At 45.9% G+C, this 15,214-nt stretch carries 14 protein-coding genes and 1 pseudogene; 8 read left to right on the plus strand and 7 right to left on the minus strand.

Features of this window, described 5'->3' with window-relative positions:
- Positions 1-18: 18 nt before the first annotated feature.
- Entirely contained in the window at positions 19-1,275 is a 1,257-nt protein-coding gene (locus AC6I8U_RS24640) for an aromatic amino acid transport family protein (RefSeq protein WP_498018895.1), read from the minus strand.
- Positions 1,276-1,779: 504 nt separating this feature from the next.
- Here AC6I8U_RS24640 and AC6I8U_RS24645 point away from each other — a divergent pair.
- Entirely contained in the window at positions 1,780-2,721 is a 942-nt protein-coding gene (locus AC6I8U_RS24645) for an endonuclease/exonuclease/phosphatase family protein (RefSeq protein ID WP_498018896.1), read from the plus strand.
- Positions 2,722-2,805: 84 nt separating this feature from the next.
- Here AC6I8U_RS24645 and AC6I8U_RS24650 read toward each other — a convergent pair whose 3' ends face one another.
- The 4 genes and pseudogenes from AC6I8U_RS24650 to AC6I8U_RS24665 form a co-directional block, all read right to left on the minus strand.
- A complete protein-coding gene (locus tag AC6I8U_RS24650) occupies positions 2,806-3,372 on the minus strand; it encodes a PhnA domain-containing protein (RefSeq protein ID WP_234496856.1) in 567 nt (188 codons plus the stop codon).
- A 178-nt stretch (positions 3,373-3,550) separates the two neighbouring features.
- Positions 3,551-5,974, minus strand: a complete 2,424-nt coding sequence (locus AC6I8U_RS24655; protein ID WP_498018897.1) for a VolA/Pla-1 family phospholipase — start codon at positions 5,972-5,974, stop codon at positions 3,551-3,553.
- Positions 5,975-5,996: 22 nt separating this feature from the next.
- Positions 5,997-7,247: pseudogene (locus AC6I8U_RS24660) on the minus strand (outer membrane protein transport protein).
- Positions 7,248-7,486: 239 nt separating this feature from the next.
- Positions 7,487-8,275, minus strand: coding sequence for a M48 family metallopeptidase (locus tag AC6I8U_RS24665; protein ID WP_498018898.1), 789 nt, complete (start codon positions 8,273-8,275; stop codon positions 7,487-7,489).
- 97 nt (positions 8,276-8,372) lie between these two features.
- On the opposite strand from AC6I8U_RS24665, the gene AC6I8U_RS24670 reads away from it, so the two are divergent.
- From AC6I8U_RS24670 to cutA, 5 genes are all read left to right on the plus strand, one after another.
- Positions 8,373-8,807: a hotdog fold thioesterase gene (locus AC6I8U_RS24670; protein WP_498018899.1), complete on the plus strand. Its 435-nt coding sequence runs from the start codon at positions 8,373-8,375 to the stop codon at positions 8,805-8,807.
- A gap of 44 nt (positions 8,808-8,851) precedes the next feature.
- Positions 8,852-9,037, plus strand: coding sequence for a DUF3389 family protein (locus AC6I8U_RS24675; RefSeq protein WP_498019653.1), 186 nt, complete (start codon positions 8,852-8,854; stop codon positions 9,035-9,037).
- Positions 9,038-9,100: 63 nt separating this feature from the next.
- The gene (locus AC6I8U_RS24680) at positions 9,101-10,819 is read left to right on the plus strand and encodes an SgrR family transcriptional regulator (protein ID WP_498018900.1); all 1,719 of its coding nucleotides are present in this window, start codon (positions 9,101-9,103) and stop codon (positions 10,817-10,819) included.
- Between the two features lie 2 nt (positions 10,820-10,821).
- Entirely contained in the window at positions 10,822-11,073 is a 252-nt protein-coding gene (locus tag AC6I8U_RS24685; RefSeq protein WP_042471442.1) for a hypothetical protein, read from the plus strand.
- A 22-nt stretch (positions 11,074-11,095) separates the two neighbouring features.
- Entirely contained in the window at positions 11,096-11,419 is a 324-nt protein-coding gene (cutA, locus tag AC6I8U_RS24690) for a divalent-cation tolerance protein CutA (RefSeq protein WP_042471445.1), read from the plus strand.
- On the opposite strand, the gene AC6I8U_RS24695 is transcribed toward cutA, so the two are convergent.
- A complete protein-coding gene (locus AC6I8U_RS24695) occupies positions 11,406-12,014 on the minus strand; it encodes a DUF2238 domain-containing protein (RefSeq protein WP_498018901.1) in 609 nt (202 codons plus the stop codon). The genes cutA and AC6I8U_RS24695 overlap by 14 nt on opposite strands.
- Before the next feature lie 200 nt (positions 12,015-12,214).
- Here AC6I8U_RS24695 and AC6I8U_RS24700 point away from each other — a divergent pair, with 200 nt between their 5' ends.
- Positions 12,215-13,054, plus strand: a complete 840-nt coding sequence (locus AC6I8U_RS24700; protein ID WP_498018902.1) for an isopenicillin N synthase family dioxygenase — start codon at positions 12,215-12,217, stop codon at positions 13,052-13,054.
- 167 nt (positions 13,055-13,221) lie between these two features.
- On the opposite strand, the gene AC6I8U_RS24705 is transcribed toward AC6I8U_RS24700, so the two are convergent.
- Positions 13,222-14,331 (minus strand): mechanosensitive ion channel family protein, encoded by a 1,110-nt coding sequence (locus AC6I8U_RS24705; protein ID WP_498018903.1) that lies wholly within the window; start codon positions 14,329-14,331, stop codon positions 13,222-13,224.
- Positions 14,332-14,519: 188 nt separating this feature from the next.
- Between AC6I8U_RS24705 and AC6I8U_RS24710 the strand changes: the two genes are divergently transcribed.
- Positions 14,520-15,182 carry a potassium channel family protein gene (locus AC6I8U_RS24710; RefSeq protein ID WP_498018904.1) on the plus strand — a complete coding sequence of 221 codons (663 nt, stop codon included), beginning with the start codon at positions 14,520-14,522 and terminating at the stop codon, positions 15,180-15,182.
- The last annotated feature ends 32 nt before the right edge of the window (positions 15,183-15,214 follow it).

Below are 15,214 nucleotides of genomic sequence, written 5' to 3' on the forward strand. Positions count from 1 at the left end.
GTGATGGCGATCACTAAATTATCCCAGACTAGGCAAAACTCCAAAGGTAACAAGCAGTTGAGCGGTAACGATCACTAGACCCGTTAACATGGCACCGTAAAGTGCAACCTGACCACCACCAGTTTGATAATGCACTGTACCTTGCTCGGTTTTTAATGAACCTTGGTTAGCGTTGACTGCGACTTTACGAGTTTTAGCGATCATCACTGTAGGCAAGAAGATTGCGAGAATCGCTAGCGCTATTGCCGCATAGCCAAGTGCCATAATGAAACCTTGAGGGTAGAAAAGGGCGAAACAAAGCGGTGGTAAAAACGTCACTAGAGCTGCTATCGCTCGTTTAGAGAAGGTGTTGGCTGAACTTTTCTCATTTACCTTGCTGCTACCTAAGTCACGCAGGTATTCAAACAGTCCAAGACTTACGCCCAAGAATGATGTGATAAGCGCTAGATCGGCAAACACGCCAATGATAGTCGCTAACTTCTCTACATGCACCGCACTGGAAAGCAGCGTAATCAGGTTGGATAGTCCCGAATTTTCTACGAGCGTCTCCTGCTGCACCACTCCCAGCGTCACCAACTGCCAAAATACGTAGATTACGAGCGGAAGGCTTGAGCCGATAACGATGGCTTTGCGAAGCGCTTTGGTGTCGCCTTCTAGATAGTTAACAATAGCTGGAATACTTCCGTGAAAACCAAATGAGGTAAAGACAACGGGAATTGCTGCAACAATGAGCCCTTGCTGCATAGGTAGGCTTGTTAGGTAACCCTGAGTAACGTTTGGAGCTAGCAGAAATAGAACGCTTCCCATAGCAATTAGCTTAAGGGTGAAAAGTACGCGGTTTAACTTGTCTACCGCATGTGTACCTATGGTCACAGTCAGCGCTACGATCAAAGTGAAGATCAAAGTAGCTAGAGTCGGGGAGAGAGACACCCCAAAAACCATTTCCAGACGATCTGCAAACTGACCACCGCCGCCAGCAATATAGGCCGCGCAAAGCGCATAGAACAAAAACAGCATAGCAAAACTTGCGATGTATTTGCCCTTATCGCCGAGGATCTGTTTCGCGAGGGTATGAAGCGTTGCTGAGTGGTCGGCGTATTGGTGCAGCTCAATCATCAACAGAGCGGTATACGCCATCAGCGCCCATAACCCGAACATCAATAGAATTGATGTTCCAAAGCCTATGCCGGCTGAAGCGATAGGTAGCGCAAGCATACCGGCACCAATTGTTGTGCCTGCAATAATGAGGGTGCTTCCGAGTACTTTTGATTTCATTGTATATATATCTTTACGATTTGGGGCTGTTCAGCATTTGATAAGCGTATTTAAGACACATTTCAGATGCATGAACTAATAATGCAGCGATTATGCAGTGATAAATACTAGCGATCAAGTGCTTTGTATCATTTTATTTATAGCGGTGTAAGGATTTATTTACGGATGGTGGAGTGTGCTCGTAGCAAACGATTAACAATGATGTTGCTCAAGGAATTAACGAGAGATTCTTGGGTTTCTCAGAGATGTCATATAGCGTGGCTAATCTGTCTCTATCTAGAGATGTATCAGGAGCAAAGCTATGGAAAGAGAAAACAATGAACAAGAATTAGAGTGGCTAGACGCAATGGAAATTGGTTTGGTGCTCGCCGAATTGGAAACCACTGAGTTGGATGAAGATATCTAAGCTCTGTTGGTAGTACAGTCGAACAATAGGCGGACAAGAGTACAGTTTTCGTCTATCCTAATGAATTAGAAGGATTTGTTTGACGTTGAGGGAGTAATTTGCTGAAAACACTAATGCTGTTGGCTGCAGTACTTCCTCTTACGCTTGCGGTATACATTCGATTCTTTGAAGTGTCATGGCAACTAGAAAACTTAGCGGCCTTCCTTTCTGTACTTCCAATATATTATGCTTCCCTCGGAATAGTATCTCTAATCGCTCGTAAAGGACTGCTTACCGTAGTGATGATTCTCACTTCGTTGAGTACTTTAGTCGGGATAAATGGGCAGAGATTCCTACAGTCAGAAGTTTGTGAGTCGAAGACTCTATCTGTGCTTCAGTACAATGTCTTTTATGAGAACACTTCGCTGGATACGCTTATCACTTATGTGCGTGAAGCCAAACCTGACCTAGTTGTACTCCAAGAAGTCACCCCAAAACATGGCGAGCAGCTAACCTCACTCAATAACCTCTATCCATATAGGTTTGGCGGACAGAGAAGGATAGGGTATCCCAATGGACTCATGATCATGAGCCGCTCGCCCGTGTATGGTATGAATGTCAGGACTTCGGCAGCCGGGCATTCGATAGTCAATGTAATATGGCAAACTCGGTATCTAAGAGATGTCTTTGTTGTCGCCGCACATCCTCCGTCACCGAGAAGTGAGGTCTTATGGCTTGAGCGTAATGCGTTGATTCAAGATATAGGATCTTTCGTTGAACGCTCTCCATTGACGTTTAACTTAGTGTTAGGGGATTTTAATTTAGCGAGTACTACCCGTAGGTTTGACCAAACGCTCTCAGATTATTCCACCCAACCTGTAGGTAGTTGGCCTTTGTTTGTGAAAAGGTGGGGGATGAAGAGCTACCCTGTCGCAGCCATTGACCATCTTTGGGTAAAGAATGAAGATGTTCAACATTCACCGATTTGCTCGCGAGAGCGAGTAAAGGAGATACAGGGATCAGACCACGCTGCGATTTTGACGGTGCTGAACGTTGAATAGAGCGCTATTAGATGTGTTTTTGTGTTCGCTAGAAAGTAAAAAAGTGACCGTAAAGGTCACTTTTTTATATCCGTATGGTAGCGGTTATTTCTTACGGCAGTATTCCGCAATAACATACATTGCTTGACCGTTGGCGCGACCTTGAACGTGCTTCGGATCGTCAGGGTTTACGCTGATACCACGAATAACAGTACCTTGCTTGATAACTTGTGAAGAACCTTTGATTGGAAGGTCTTTGATAACAGTTACGTCGTCACCTTTCTTAAGTTCTACACCGTTTACATCACGAGGTTTTTCGATATTTTCGTCTAGACCAAGCTCTGCCCATTTCGCCACTTCTTCGTCCATATACATCATATCGACGAGGTCTTGAGCCCAACCCTCAGCAGATAGACGCTTAAGTTGGCGCCAAGCCATCACTTGAACAGGCGCTACTTGACTCCACATGCTGTCGTTTAGGCAACGCCAGTGGTTTACATCCATTGTCTCTGGGTTTTCGATTTGGCTTGTGCATGTGTCGCAAAGCATGATCGCATGATCAACCGTGATTTGTGTATGAGGGGCAACAGCGAATGGCGTGAGAGCAGTTTCAGCAGCACAAAGTTCACATTTATTTTCGCAGCGTTCAAGCATGGTTGCTTCAATAGACATACAGATACCTTATTTTGATATGACCAGCAGTTTTTGAACTGATGGTTAAGATGATGTGGTACTTAATTTTAGTATCACTGGATTGATAGCCGCGCATTATACATGGTTTTAAGGAAAAGTGTGATCATGGACATAAAAAAGCACGGCCGAAGCCGTGCTGATAATGGTTTGAATGTTATTACTCAAGAACAGTTGTGTTAGTTACCACGGCAGCGTTCGCATCAACAAACGTTACCACTTGAGTTTGCATCTCCGCGTGATGTGCTGCATCTGCAGTACCTTGTGGGAACACAAAGGTTGAGTGTTGACCAACATCATTAAAGCGAACGAACGGTGTCGTTTTCGCACCAGCTCCGCTTGAAGCCGTGATGTCAGTAAGACCTAGTTTCGCCGCTAATGGCTCTGTGCCCGCGAGTGGTGATGGTAAGACATACTTGCTAACCGTAGTGCCAGGCATAGGACCAGGTACGTTGTTTGGTACCGTAGCATCGCTCAGCACTTGGCCCATATATACAGGTGTCGCCACATCTTTCAATACGGTGGCGTTTGTATACGGGTCAGCTGTGTCCAACACGGTTTGTGCGGCAAATCCGAATTGAGCATTGGTTGATAGAAGCTTCGCGTAGTTACTTGGATTATCGGCTTCAAAAGCTTCCAAGCAGTTTTTCTCATAGTCTGCTTCACTCGGAGTCCCACAGCCTGCGACAAAAGTGTCATACCCAATACCTGCCGCTAGCGCGACGTTGTGGGTTACCACAGGTCCAAACGACTCTGAGCCCAACAATAGGTTCGAGATCTGACCGCCTGCATTTACAAAAGAAGCATTCTTAAATGAGAAAAATGCATCTGCAGCTGAATTGAGCGTTCTATTAGCTTGCGCGACAGTGGGGACGCCAAGTATCCCGCCTAGCGAGTGACCAATGAAGCTAGGTGGTGTGGTTGCCAATGACGGTAATACTGCCAGCGATGTAGTGGTTAAGTCACCTGCTGCTTGAGTAGTACCCAACGCCATACGAAGTGTAATCAGGTCCAACATAGACTGACGAATATTATCTCTAGCTACCGGGAGTACAGACAAATTCATGTATGCCAACACGTTGGTATTCGCAGAGCGCTGGTCATCAAGACTACGCTCACCGTGAATAGGAGCATCAATTGCGATGACGGCGTAGTTATTGGCGACCAAGTTGTTGGCGAAGAAGTAGCTGTTCTCTTTCGCTGAGGTGATGCCATGTTGATAAATCACAAGACCATCAAGTGCGCCCGTCGGATTCGTCGGAGTATAGAGTAGGAAGTTAACTGCCTCGACCGATTTCACAACAGGGACTGGTGAGTACTGTGTGATGATTCTATCCGTGTCATATCGGGAGCCGTCGACCTTGGTGAAGGTAAGCCCTAAAATATCCTGAAGCTTAGAAGCGGGATCGGCAAAAAACTCTGCTGGGTCAATATTATAGCTAACGAGCTGTTCAGCAAAGTGAGTTTGCTCCGCCTCGTTGTCAGTAATAGTGTTGGTCACAATCGCCAAGCTCGTTGAGCCAGATTCAAAAGGCTGAGTTGACCAATCAGCACCTGTTTCTAGATAGTAGGGTAGATTAACTGTACCTTTGGTTACCGTTACTGTACCGGGAGTAGCTGTAGTGTACTGAGAGATAACAAAGCTTCGCACTGTTTCGTTTGAAATGTACTTAGTAAAGTTATCATCGGCGGCGAGTATAACGGCGAAATCATCACTGTCGCCAAAGGTCATTTGACCTATGGTATCTACGGCAGCGTTATTCGGGTTTGCGCCTTCTTTCCAAATTGTGCTGTAGGTGTAGTCGTCGCTCTGTGCTTGAGCTAACATCGCTTTCGTGGCATACAGCGTTTCACCCACAGACTGGGTAGTAAACCATGCAGAGTAGACGATGTCCTGTGCTGGTACCGCACCACCAGTTCCTGCTTGAATAAGAGCTTCAACGCCTTGTACAAGTTGTTGAGCTGATGCCAAACTTCCAGATTCGTAAATACGTGATGTGGATTTTAAAGAAGCATAGCTCTGCGACATACCCACAGAGGCCGATGTGCTGTCTTTTAGGCTATTGGTTACCGCAATGATGTACTCAGATGATGCCTCAAAGTCTACAAGTGGCGTGATGATAAGGTTGCCACCAGAGGTGTTGACGACATAATCCACGCCGTAAGTTAGTGTCTTTTCTGGAAGCGGTGTGCCAGTCAATTTATCCGTGAGTTTGATAATCGTAACCGATGCGGCAGCTGTCGTCGCATCGAGTAAACCATCAAATGGTATGGTTAGGTTGGCCGTTGTTGACCAGCCGTCCATTTGTCCCATGGCTGCGAGTGGATTGGATAGTGCATCATCTCCGCCTGTTGGAATTTCAAGCGTTCCATCTAATGTGTTGATCAGCAGATTATTGGGAACCGGAACAGTCGCGTTTGCGCCCTGCAAAACGAATTGAAGTTTGGTTGGCTGAGCGAGTGACTCAGTAATGTAGCTTTCGTAAGTTGGAAGGGTTGCTTCGCCACTTTGTTCGGCATCTCCACCACAGCCTGCTAGTAGCAGTACGCCAGATAGAGCAGTCGCAAGGTAAGTCTTTTTCATTGTTGAATCCTTTCTCTGGCTATTAGTCGAATACATAGTTCACTTGAAGAGCACCGATGGCAGCGGAAGATTTAGCGTCAAACGTCAACACTTCTCCAGCGGCATTTTCTTCAGTAAATGAGCCTGGTTTACCATGGATATAGGTAATACCCGCATCAAACGACAGCTTTGGATTCCACTGATAAGTGAAACCTGCCGAGTACCAATAACGGTCTGTATCAGGGATGCTGAGTGTAGTTTTACCCGCTTTCTTATCAAGAGCAAAGCCTGCACGTATGGTCCAGTCTTGGCTTAGGTAGTGGGTAAAGCCAACTGAGTAGCGGTCATTATCGCTATAGTCTTATTTCTTGAAGAAACACTGACCGGCGGTGCCATCATTACAATCAGGCGAGGTCGCTTTTAGCTCGGTAAAGCTACTCCACTCGGTTCTAAACCAGCTGTAATGCAGCGCCCACTTCTCTGCGAACTTGTGGTAACCGGACAGCTCCCAAATAGAAGGAAGAGTGACGTCAAGACGACCGTCGACGGTTGGAGCATTCGCAATGCCCGAGTCATAGCTAGAGAATTCACCATCTTTGAACTCAAGATCGACCGACGAACGGTAGGTGAGTGCCAAACGGTTATTATCATTGATTTCGTACAAAGCGCCGATATTCCAACCATAGCCAAAGGTGTCTCCCTTGAGACCAATGAGGTTCTCTGAAGGATTGTTACTGCCAAACGCGGGTGCTAAGCCGCCTTTATGTCGAGTTAACTCTGCCTCAGCGTGCGTTAGGTTGACTCCGGCACCAATTGAGAAAGAATCATTAATTCGATAGGCAATGTTAGGGTTGAGGCTTACGGTGATGAGTGACGTATCACCAGCTAAGTCACCAGCATAAATACCATCAGGGTAATCTGTCGCGACACCGTAGTTAGTAAATAGGCCAATCCCCCACGCCCATTGCTCATTGATAGGGCTAATGTAGTACGCACCAGGCACCAACTGAGTCGGTGCGACGTCTTTAGACGTTTGATTTACTGGAGATGTTTGCGTGATATCGACTTGAGGGTCAACGACAGAAATGGCGCCAGAAAATTGTGCCTTATCGAACAAAGTCATCGCAGCAGGGTTGCGCGCAAGTACACTTGCATTGTCGGCAACAGCACCTTCACCAGAGAAAGCGCGTCCAAGACCTGAGGCTGAGTGTTCGTTTGCCTGAAATCCTGCGGCAAACAAGGAGGGGGCAGCAACAGCAAGCGCTATTGGCGTCAACAGCATTCTTCTTTTCATTTAGTCATCCTTTAATAAATGGAGGGGTTCTAAACTGCCGTATCTTTAATAGCGTAGGGTACGACTTGTCAGACCTGTTGTTAAATATATGTAAAGAATACGTAAAATCAAAGAGAAAAAGGTCAAAAATGCTACAACTCGCATATTATGCGTTGTCACAAACAGGGATAAGGAGATAAGGGCAGTTTTTGGCTGCCCTTATGATTTGAGATGCATTCTTATATCAAGTAGATGGAAGTCTAGGCTTTCTTGCACGTAGGGTGGTTAATATCGTAGGCAGGCAATTGGTCTGCTTTAGCCTTTAAATCGTTGATGCGAGTGTCGTGTGACGGGTGGGTAGAGAGTAGTTCTGGTGGTTGGTTTCCACCTGAGGCTTTAGCCATGTTTTTCCAGAGCTCAACACTTTGATAGGGATCGAATCCGCTTTTGGCCATCAGCTCTAAACCAACAATGTCTGCTTCTGATTCTTGCGTTCTCCCGTAGGGCAGGATAACACCATATTGAACACCTACCCCTAGTGCGGCCATGGTCACGTCTTTATATTGAGAGCCCCCTAAAGCTACGCTGGTAACTTGCAGCCCTGTATTAGCTAACTGTGCTTGTGACAGGCGTTCGTTACTGTGATCGGCGAGCACGTGAGCAACCTCATGACCGATGACTGTCGCTAGTTGATCTGGATTAACGGCAACATCAAGTAGCCCAGTGTAAACACCGATTTTTCCGCCGGGCAAAGCAAAGGCGTTCACTTGTTCTGAATCGAATACTACCACTTCCCATTCTGCAAACTCTGGCTGAGGTGGCACGTGATCGGTTATCGCTTTTGCAACGCACTGAACGTACTCATTTATACGTTTATTGGTGCTAACTTTTTGCTCTTGTTTCATCTGTTCAAATGACTGCGCACCGAGTTGACTCATTTGTGCATCAGAGAACAAAATAATTTGGCCACGCCCAGTTGGAGACGACGAACAAGCCGCTAAAGCCGCGGTAACCGCAGCGGCGCAACACACCTTTGTCCAACGTTTCATTGTAGAGACTCCCTTGTCCTTTAGTGAGATGTTTGCCATTCGCAAAAACTACAGGCATCATTCTTATCATTCAATCACTTAAGTATAGGATTTATCGATGAGTATTTGGAAGAAGAATATGTCATTAGAGTCGCTTAATCGCACTTCTAAGAACACGCTGATGGAGCATCTTCAAATCGAATACACCGATTTTACCGACGACACCTTATCGGCAACGATGCCTGTGTGCAGCTTTACCCATCAGCCACTTGGGATGTTGCATGGCGGGGCTTCAGTCGTGTTAGCGGAGACTCTTGGTTCGCTAGCAGCAAACTACTGTGTGGATGAAAACCACTACTGCGTTGGACTCGATATCAACGCAAACCATATTCGAGCGATGCGCTCTGGTCATGTGATCGGCACGGCTCGCCCCGTGCACCTAGGGGTGTCGACGCAGGTTTGGCATATTGACATTACGGATGAAAAGCAGCGACTTGTTTGCACAAGTCGACTCACGATTGCCGTGAAAAAGCAAAAGAAGGCAAAACAATGATCGTCGACTTTTCCCAAGGTAAAGTGATTGCCACGCCTCACTAGATTGTCGTTCGTTTAACGCAAGGTCAAGTCACACTCCAAGCTCAAGTAGATGCTCTTCAGCTGATATTGCCAGCTTGTGTGTTGTCCGCAAATGGAGCGGAATGTAAATGGTCAGTAAAGCTCGATACAGTCGAACAAATAGAGGCCATTTCTTCTGAGTGCGGGCTCGAGATATTGCGCTTGTAACTTGCTAATTTTGCCGATAAAGAGGAAACTAAATTCCAACAGCAATAATGGATTTTCCTCTTTATGAGCAGCCCTCGTCTTCGAAAGCAATTCGAAATATTATTTGAACACTTCTCTGGTCAAGATGCAGACACGCAACTCGATGATGTGACCGGAATTTTGTTTTGTACCCGCCGTAACGCTCGAATTGTATTGAATAAACTGGAAGAAGAGGGATGGATAGAATGGCACCCAGCTGCGGGGCGCGGTAAGCTTTCGAAGCTCATCTTCAAGCAAAATCGTAACGATGTAAGCGAGACTTTAGCAAGACGTTACCTTGAAGAGGGGCGTATCGGTCATGCGCTAAATGTGCTCGATAAAGATGCCAATAGACTTTCAAGTGTTATCCAAAGCTATTTAGGTGTGTCTCAATCTGATGGTAAACAGGTGATTCGTCTCCCTTACTATCGTCCTCTTTCGATGCTAAATCCGGCAAAGCCGATGCGTCGCTCCGAAATACACATTGCACGCCAAGTATTTAGTGGGTTGACTAAGTTCGATGAAAATGACGAACTACAGCCAGATCTTGCTCATCACTGGCAACAAGTCAGTGATACTCAATGGCGCTTTTATATCCGGCCGGGTGTTCGCTTTCACAATGGTGAACTACTAAAACTTGAGCATGTTGTTTCTAGTATCGAATCACTCAAAACTAAAAATTTATTTCGTCACCTAGAGAAAGTCGACACGCCATCTCCATGGGTGATTGATGTTTATTTCGCCCAGCCTGATCACCGTGCACCTCAACTGTTTGCGGAGAACGCAGCTAAAGTTTTGCCTCCAGAATCTATGCGTGGCGAAGACTTTGATCGTTATCCAATTGGCACGGGTCCCTATAGTGTCACCACCAACAATGACAAACGACTTATTTTGACAGCATTCGATGGCTATTTTGGCTATCGACCACTGCTTGATACCGTTGAGGTGTGGGTAGTCGATGAAGTCCATTCCTCATTGGTTTTCCCAAGTCTTGCAGACCCTATTGCGGGCGCGCGCTCCGATATTCAAGACGGCATCGACCTCGACCCTGGTTGTACTTACCTGCTTCTAAACCGCGTTTCGGGAATCGCCCAGCATGATGCTTGGGCTCGTTACTTGTCCAGAAGACTTAACTCACTCGATATTTTCCGGATGTTAAAGGAGACGACGATTAAAGAATTAGGGATAGTGCCTGCCCATGGCATCAAACCTGGCTGGTATCATCAGCCACTATCCTCTGATGAGTCGGCGGAAAACAAAGCAGAGCATGAGTTGGATAGAGAGATCCGTATCGCTTATTACTCAGAGCACCCGACGTTCCCAGAGATATCACAGGCGATTGATACGCTGTTAAAACAAGATGGGATTCGAGCCAAGTTTATTCGATATGGAGTAGAGTCCCCAAGTCACGAAGAGGTGGATATCTGGATTCGACCTATGGGAATAGCCAGTAACCGAGAAGATGCCTTAGCAGGATGGTTGTTGGATTACAGCGATATTGAGAAAATGGCGAGGGGCGATGACTTTAGTGCTTGGTCTGATTTAGTCACAGCGTGGCGCAGCCAAGCTCACGTTAAGTTTCCTGCACAAGAGATTGGCAAGCAACTGGTGCAGGGTTATCAGGTGATACCTCTATTCCATTGCTGGCTAGGTATCAGTAAAGATCATTGCGGTAGCTTGCAAAACGCGAAATGCAACGCGCTAGGTTGGTTTGATTTTAGTAAAGTATGGGTCAAGCCTGATAACTTAGAGGTCTCTGAGTAATCATGGCAAAACCAAATAAAAAAGCACCCTCTAAAGCCGTTAATATCTTTTGTGCTAAGTGTGGATGTAAGTTGTATCGCTATCGCAAAGGTGGAAAAGGGGCGCTTGTTAAGTGTTTTAAAGAGCGTATAACGGAAGACTACACCAGTGCGCTGGGTGTGTGTCCTGATTGCGAGAGTGTATTTGGTAGAGACACCCTGATAAGGGGAGCGCCAGCTATCAAGATGATAGGTGGCAAGGTTCGGATGAAATAGGGCATCAAAAGGAAAGGGTTCGATGAAATCAAACGCAATCACAGTATTGACGACCGTAGCAACAGACGAGCAAGCCAACAAATTGATAGAAGTCCTGCTGGAATCAAGACTCGCCGCATGTATCCAAACTCAAAACATTGGAAGTCATTACGTCTGGGATGGAAAAATCTGCCATGACGAAGAGGTCATGCTTATCATCAAATCGACCAATGAAGCCTACTCAAGACTTGAGCGAACCATTATTGCCAATCACGACTATGAGGTGCCTCAAATAGTGGCATTGCCAATTGAGGCGGGCTATCGACCGTATCTCAATTGGCTAAAACAACATGTTAATCCTTACTAGGGGTCTTTAGCCCAAATAGAATCAAAGCGGTTACGGCACCCAAAGTGTCGCATAGCATGTCTTTTTGCGCATCCCAGATATCGCCTTGAGACCCCAAAAACGCAATCCCTTCATCGCCGCCCGCAAGCGCGGCGTACCACCATTCAATGATCTCATAAGCCGCCGCTAAACTCATAATTGCAAACAGAGCAAACATCATCGCCGGAAGTTTGTTCATCACCTGTTTGCGGTAAACGTACTCTGCAATTGGGAAGGCGTACAAACCTATGGAGAAGTGGGCGACTCTATCAAAGTTATTTCTCTCTGAACCAATCATCTGATTGAACCAATCGAACGGCACTTCGGCGAAGGTGTATTTTGCGCCAATAGTGTGCAAACAGAGCCAAATGAACATGAGTATGTATGCAGGCTTTGAGAACTGAAACTTACAAGAGACCGCCCAAATAAGTACAAGTATACCGACGGCGGGAATAATCTCGGCCACCCATACTGCTCGTGAGCTTGGGGCGATCGCAGAAAAGGCAAACACCAGACAGTAAAAGCCAGTGAGGAAAGTGAGTATAGGGCAGTAACGTCGCGAAGTTGGGTAGTTCATAGTTAGCATTCAGCCAAAGAATGTGTGATAAAGCATAGTATAAGAATAATAAAACACCGTTCAATTACTAAATATGTTTAATTAGCGATCAAGTGCACAAAAGAGTGACTTTATTACAAAGCTCTACATCAGTTTCTTTGAAAAACCGCCAACTTTTTTCTAACATCTGCACCAAATCATAACGACAAGAAAGTAAAGTCATGAAATTAGAAACTGTTGATTATCAGGCACCCGATGCAGCCGAGCAATTTGTCACTTCGTTACGCGAAACAGGCTTTGGTGTTCTTAAAAATCACCCAATCCCTCAAGAACTCGTCGAATCGATTTATGAGAACTGGTATCAGTTCTTTATGTCACAAGATAAAGATGCCTATCAATTTAATGTTGAGACTCAAGACGGTTACTTTCCACCGAGCGTATCGGAAGTAGCGAAAGGTCATAGCGTGAAGGACATTAAAGAGTACTTTCATGTCTACCCATGGGGACAGATTCCTCCAGAGTTGAAAGAACAGATTCTGGATTACTACGATAAAGCGAATAGCTTTGCTCAGGAGTTGCTAGGCTGGGTGGAAGCTCATGCCCCAGCAGATGTTCAAGAGAAGTTTTCCATTGCTTTATCGGAAATGATCAATGGTAGCGAAAAGACGCTCCTCCGTGTACTTCATTACCCACCAATGACCGGTGAAGAGGAACCTGGTGCTATTCGTGCGGCAGCGCATGAAGACATCAACCTACTAACAGTGTTACCGGCGGCGAACGAGCCTGGATTGCAAGTTTTGAGCAAAGAAGGTGACTGGCTAGATGTACCTTGTGATTTTGGCAACTTAATCATCAACATTGGCGACATGCTACAAGAAGCCAGCGGCGGATATTTCCCTTCGACCACCCATCGAGTCATCAACCCAACGGGAGCGAAGCAAGAGACATCTCGCATTTCTCTACCTTTGTTTCTTCACCCAAATCCAGAAGTTGTTCTATCAGAAAAGTACACTGCGGACAGTTACTTGATGGAGCGTCTGCGTGAGCTTGGCGTAATCTAGTAAACATCAAAAAGGGCTCATGCGAGCCCTTTCCTACTTTAATTAGCGTCCTACACCTGCCGTCCAATTCTCGCGGCATACATGCCAATTATAGCGTCATCCTTGCCAACTGTTACGTCATCCCTGCGCAGGCAGGGATCTACCCCAAGCGATCTCAACACACCACATTACCGTTCCACAATCCCAACCGGCTGCTCAGCATCACGTGCCATCGCAATCGGGTCCACTTTCAGAGTTTGCGTTGGATATGCGATATCAGCACCATGCTTTTTAATAATCGCCATTATCTTGAGTAGTACATCTTGCTTCACTTCATGATAACGCGCCCAGTTGACGGTTTTGGTAAAGGTATAAACAAAGAAATTAAGGGAAGATGGACCGAATGCATCGAAGTTCACCATCAGTGTTTGAGTTGCGTCGATATCCTTGTGTTGCTCCAACATCGCTTTCACTTCATCAACAATCCCTTCTATTTTATCTCCGTCGTCGTAGCGTAGTCCGATGGTTTCGTAAATTCTGCGGTTTAACATACGTGATGGGTTTTCTACCACGATGTTACTAAACACGGAATTTGGCACATATAGCGGGCGCTTATCAAAAGTTCGAATAATTGTCATGCGCCAGCCAATTCGCTCAACGGTACCTTCAATAGAGCGATCAGGAGAGCGAATCCAATCACCGACCTTAAAGGGTCTATCGAAGTAGATCATCATTCCGCCAAAGAAGTTGGAAAGCAGGTCTTTCGCCGCCAAACCAACAATCAAACCACCGACACCACCAAAAGTCAGAAGACCCGAGAGGCTTAATCCAAGCGCCTGCATGATGGTAAGAATGCCGATGGTGACAAAAAACAGGCGAGCAACTTTCGCTATGGCCTGAACGGTTGTCTCATCGCGCTTTTTTTGGTCGAGTACATGAGCTTCAACATTCGAGATCAGGCGAAGGGATATCCAGATAAATGTAGAGATAACTAAAATTAAATCTATCTTACCTAACCACACAACATCGTCATCTGAGTGAGTGGCGAGTACCAACCCAATCGAAACGGTGGCGGGCCAAACCCAGATGAGCATACTGATTGGTGCCTTTACGGCTTTAATAACCAGGTCGTCCCAAGCCAATTGAGTACGATCTGCTAGTGCCTCAAGACGCCCATAGATCACTTTCCAGATCACCCACAGGAAAAAACTACCGGTAGTAATGAGTAGCACATTGCTTAGCCAGTCATAACCGAAAGACTGAATATAGTTTTGGAGTAAATCCATCGAACTATTCATAGTTGAAGAGCACCTTTTGTTGAGCGGTTTTATCTCTACTGTTCAAGTTTAGAACTCAAATGAGATTATGTAATTATCAGATATTACTGAATTTTTGGGCAAGATTACATTTCCATACCATATTTAATAGTAAAGAGCGCGATGATAAGCCCTCCATCGCGACAACAAAACACGCATTAGGTACAGGTATGAAAGCAGTGACAAAGCAATACGCAGTGATTGGTTTAGGTCGATTTGGGATGACAATTTGCAGGGAGCTTTCTGAGGCAGGAGCTCAGGTTCTCGCTATAGACATCAACGAAGATCGAGTGAAAGAAGTGTCTGGTTATGTAGCTCAAGCCATTATCGCAAATTGCACCATTGAAGATACGGTGTCAGAGCTTCGATTAAATGAATATGACATGGTGATGGTATCCATTGGTAATGACGTCAATGCCAGTATTCTCACAACGCTTGTTTTGAAAGAAGCCAAGGTTAAAAAAGTCTGGGTCAAGGCGAACGATAAGTTCCAGTTTAAGATTCTTCAGAAAATAGGCGCTGATAAGATCATTATGCCTGAACGTGACATGGGCGTTCGTGTCGCTCAGAGAATGCTGGACAATCGAGTGTTTGCGTTCAACGAACTTGGCAGTGGTATGGCGCTTACAGAGATTGTCGTCGGCAGTAAGTTAATGGGGCAGACCTTGGGCGAGGTGAATCTGTGTCGCTCGGATACCATAAAAGTTCTTGGGTTTAAACGAGGACCAGATATCAACCCAAGTCCTTCATGTGATCAAGTATTAGAAATGGGCGACATGATCATTGTTGCCGGACCCGAGAAAGAGCTTTACCAGAAGATAAGAGAATCATGAGCCGACGCTTTCAACGAGGAGCGCTGTATCCT

The sequence above is a fragment of the Vibrio sp. KUL80 genome, from assembly GCF_059725495.1.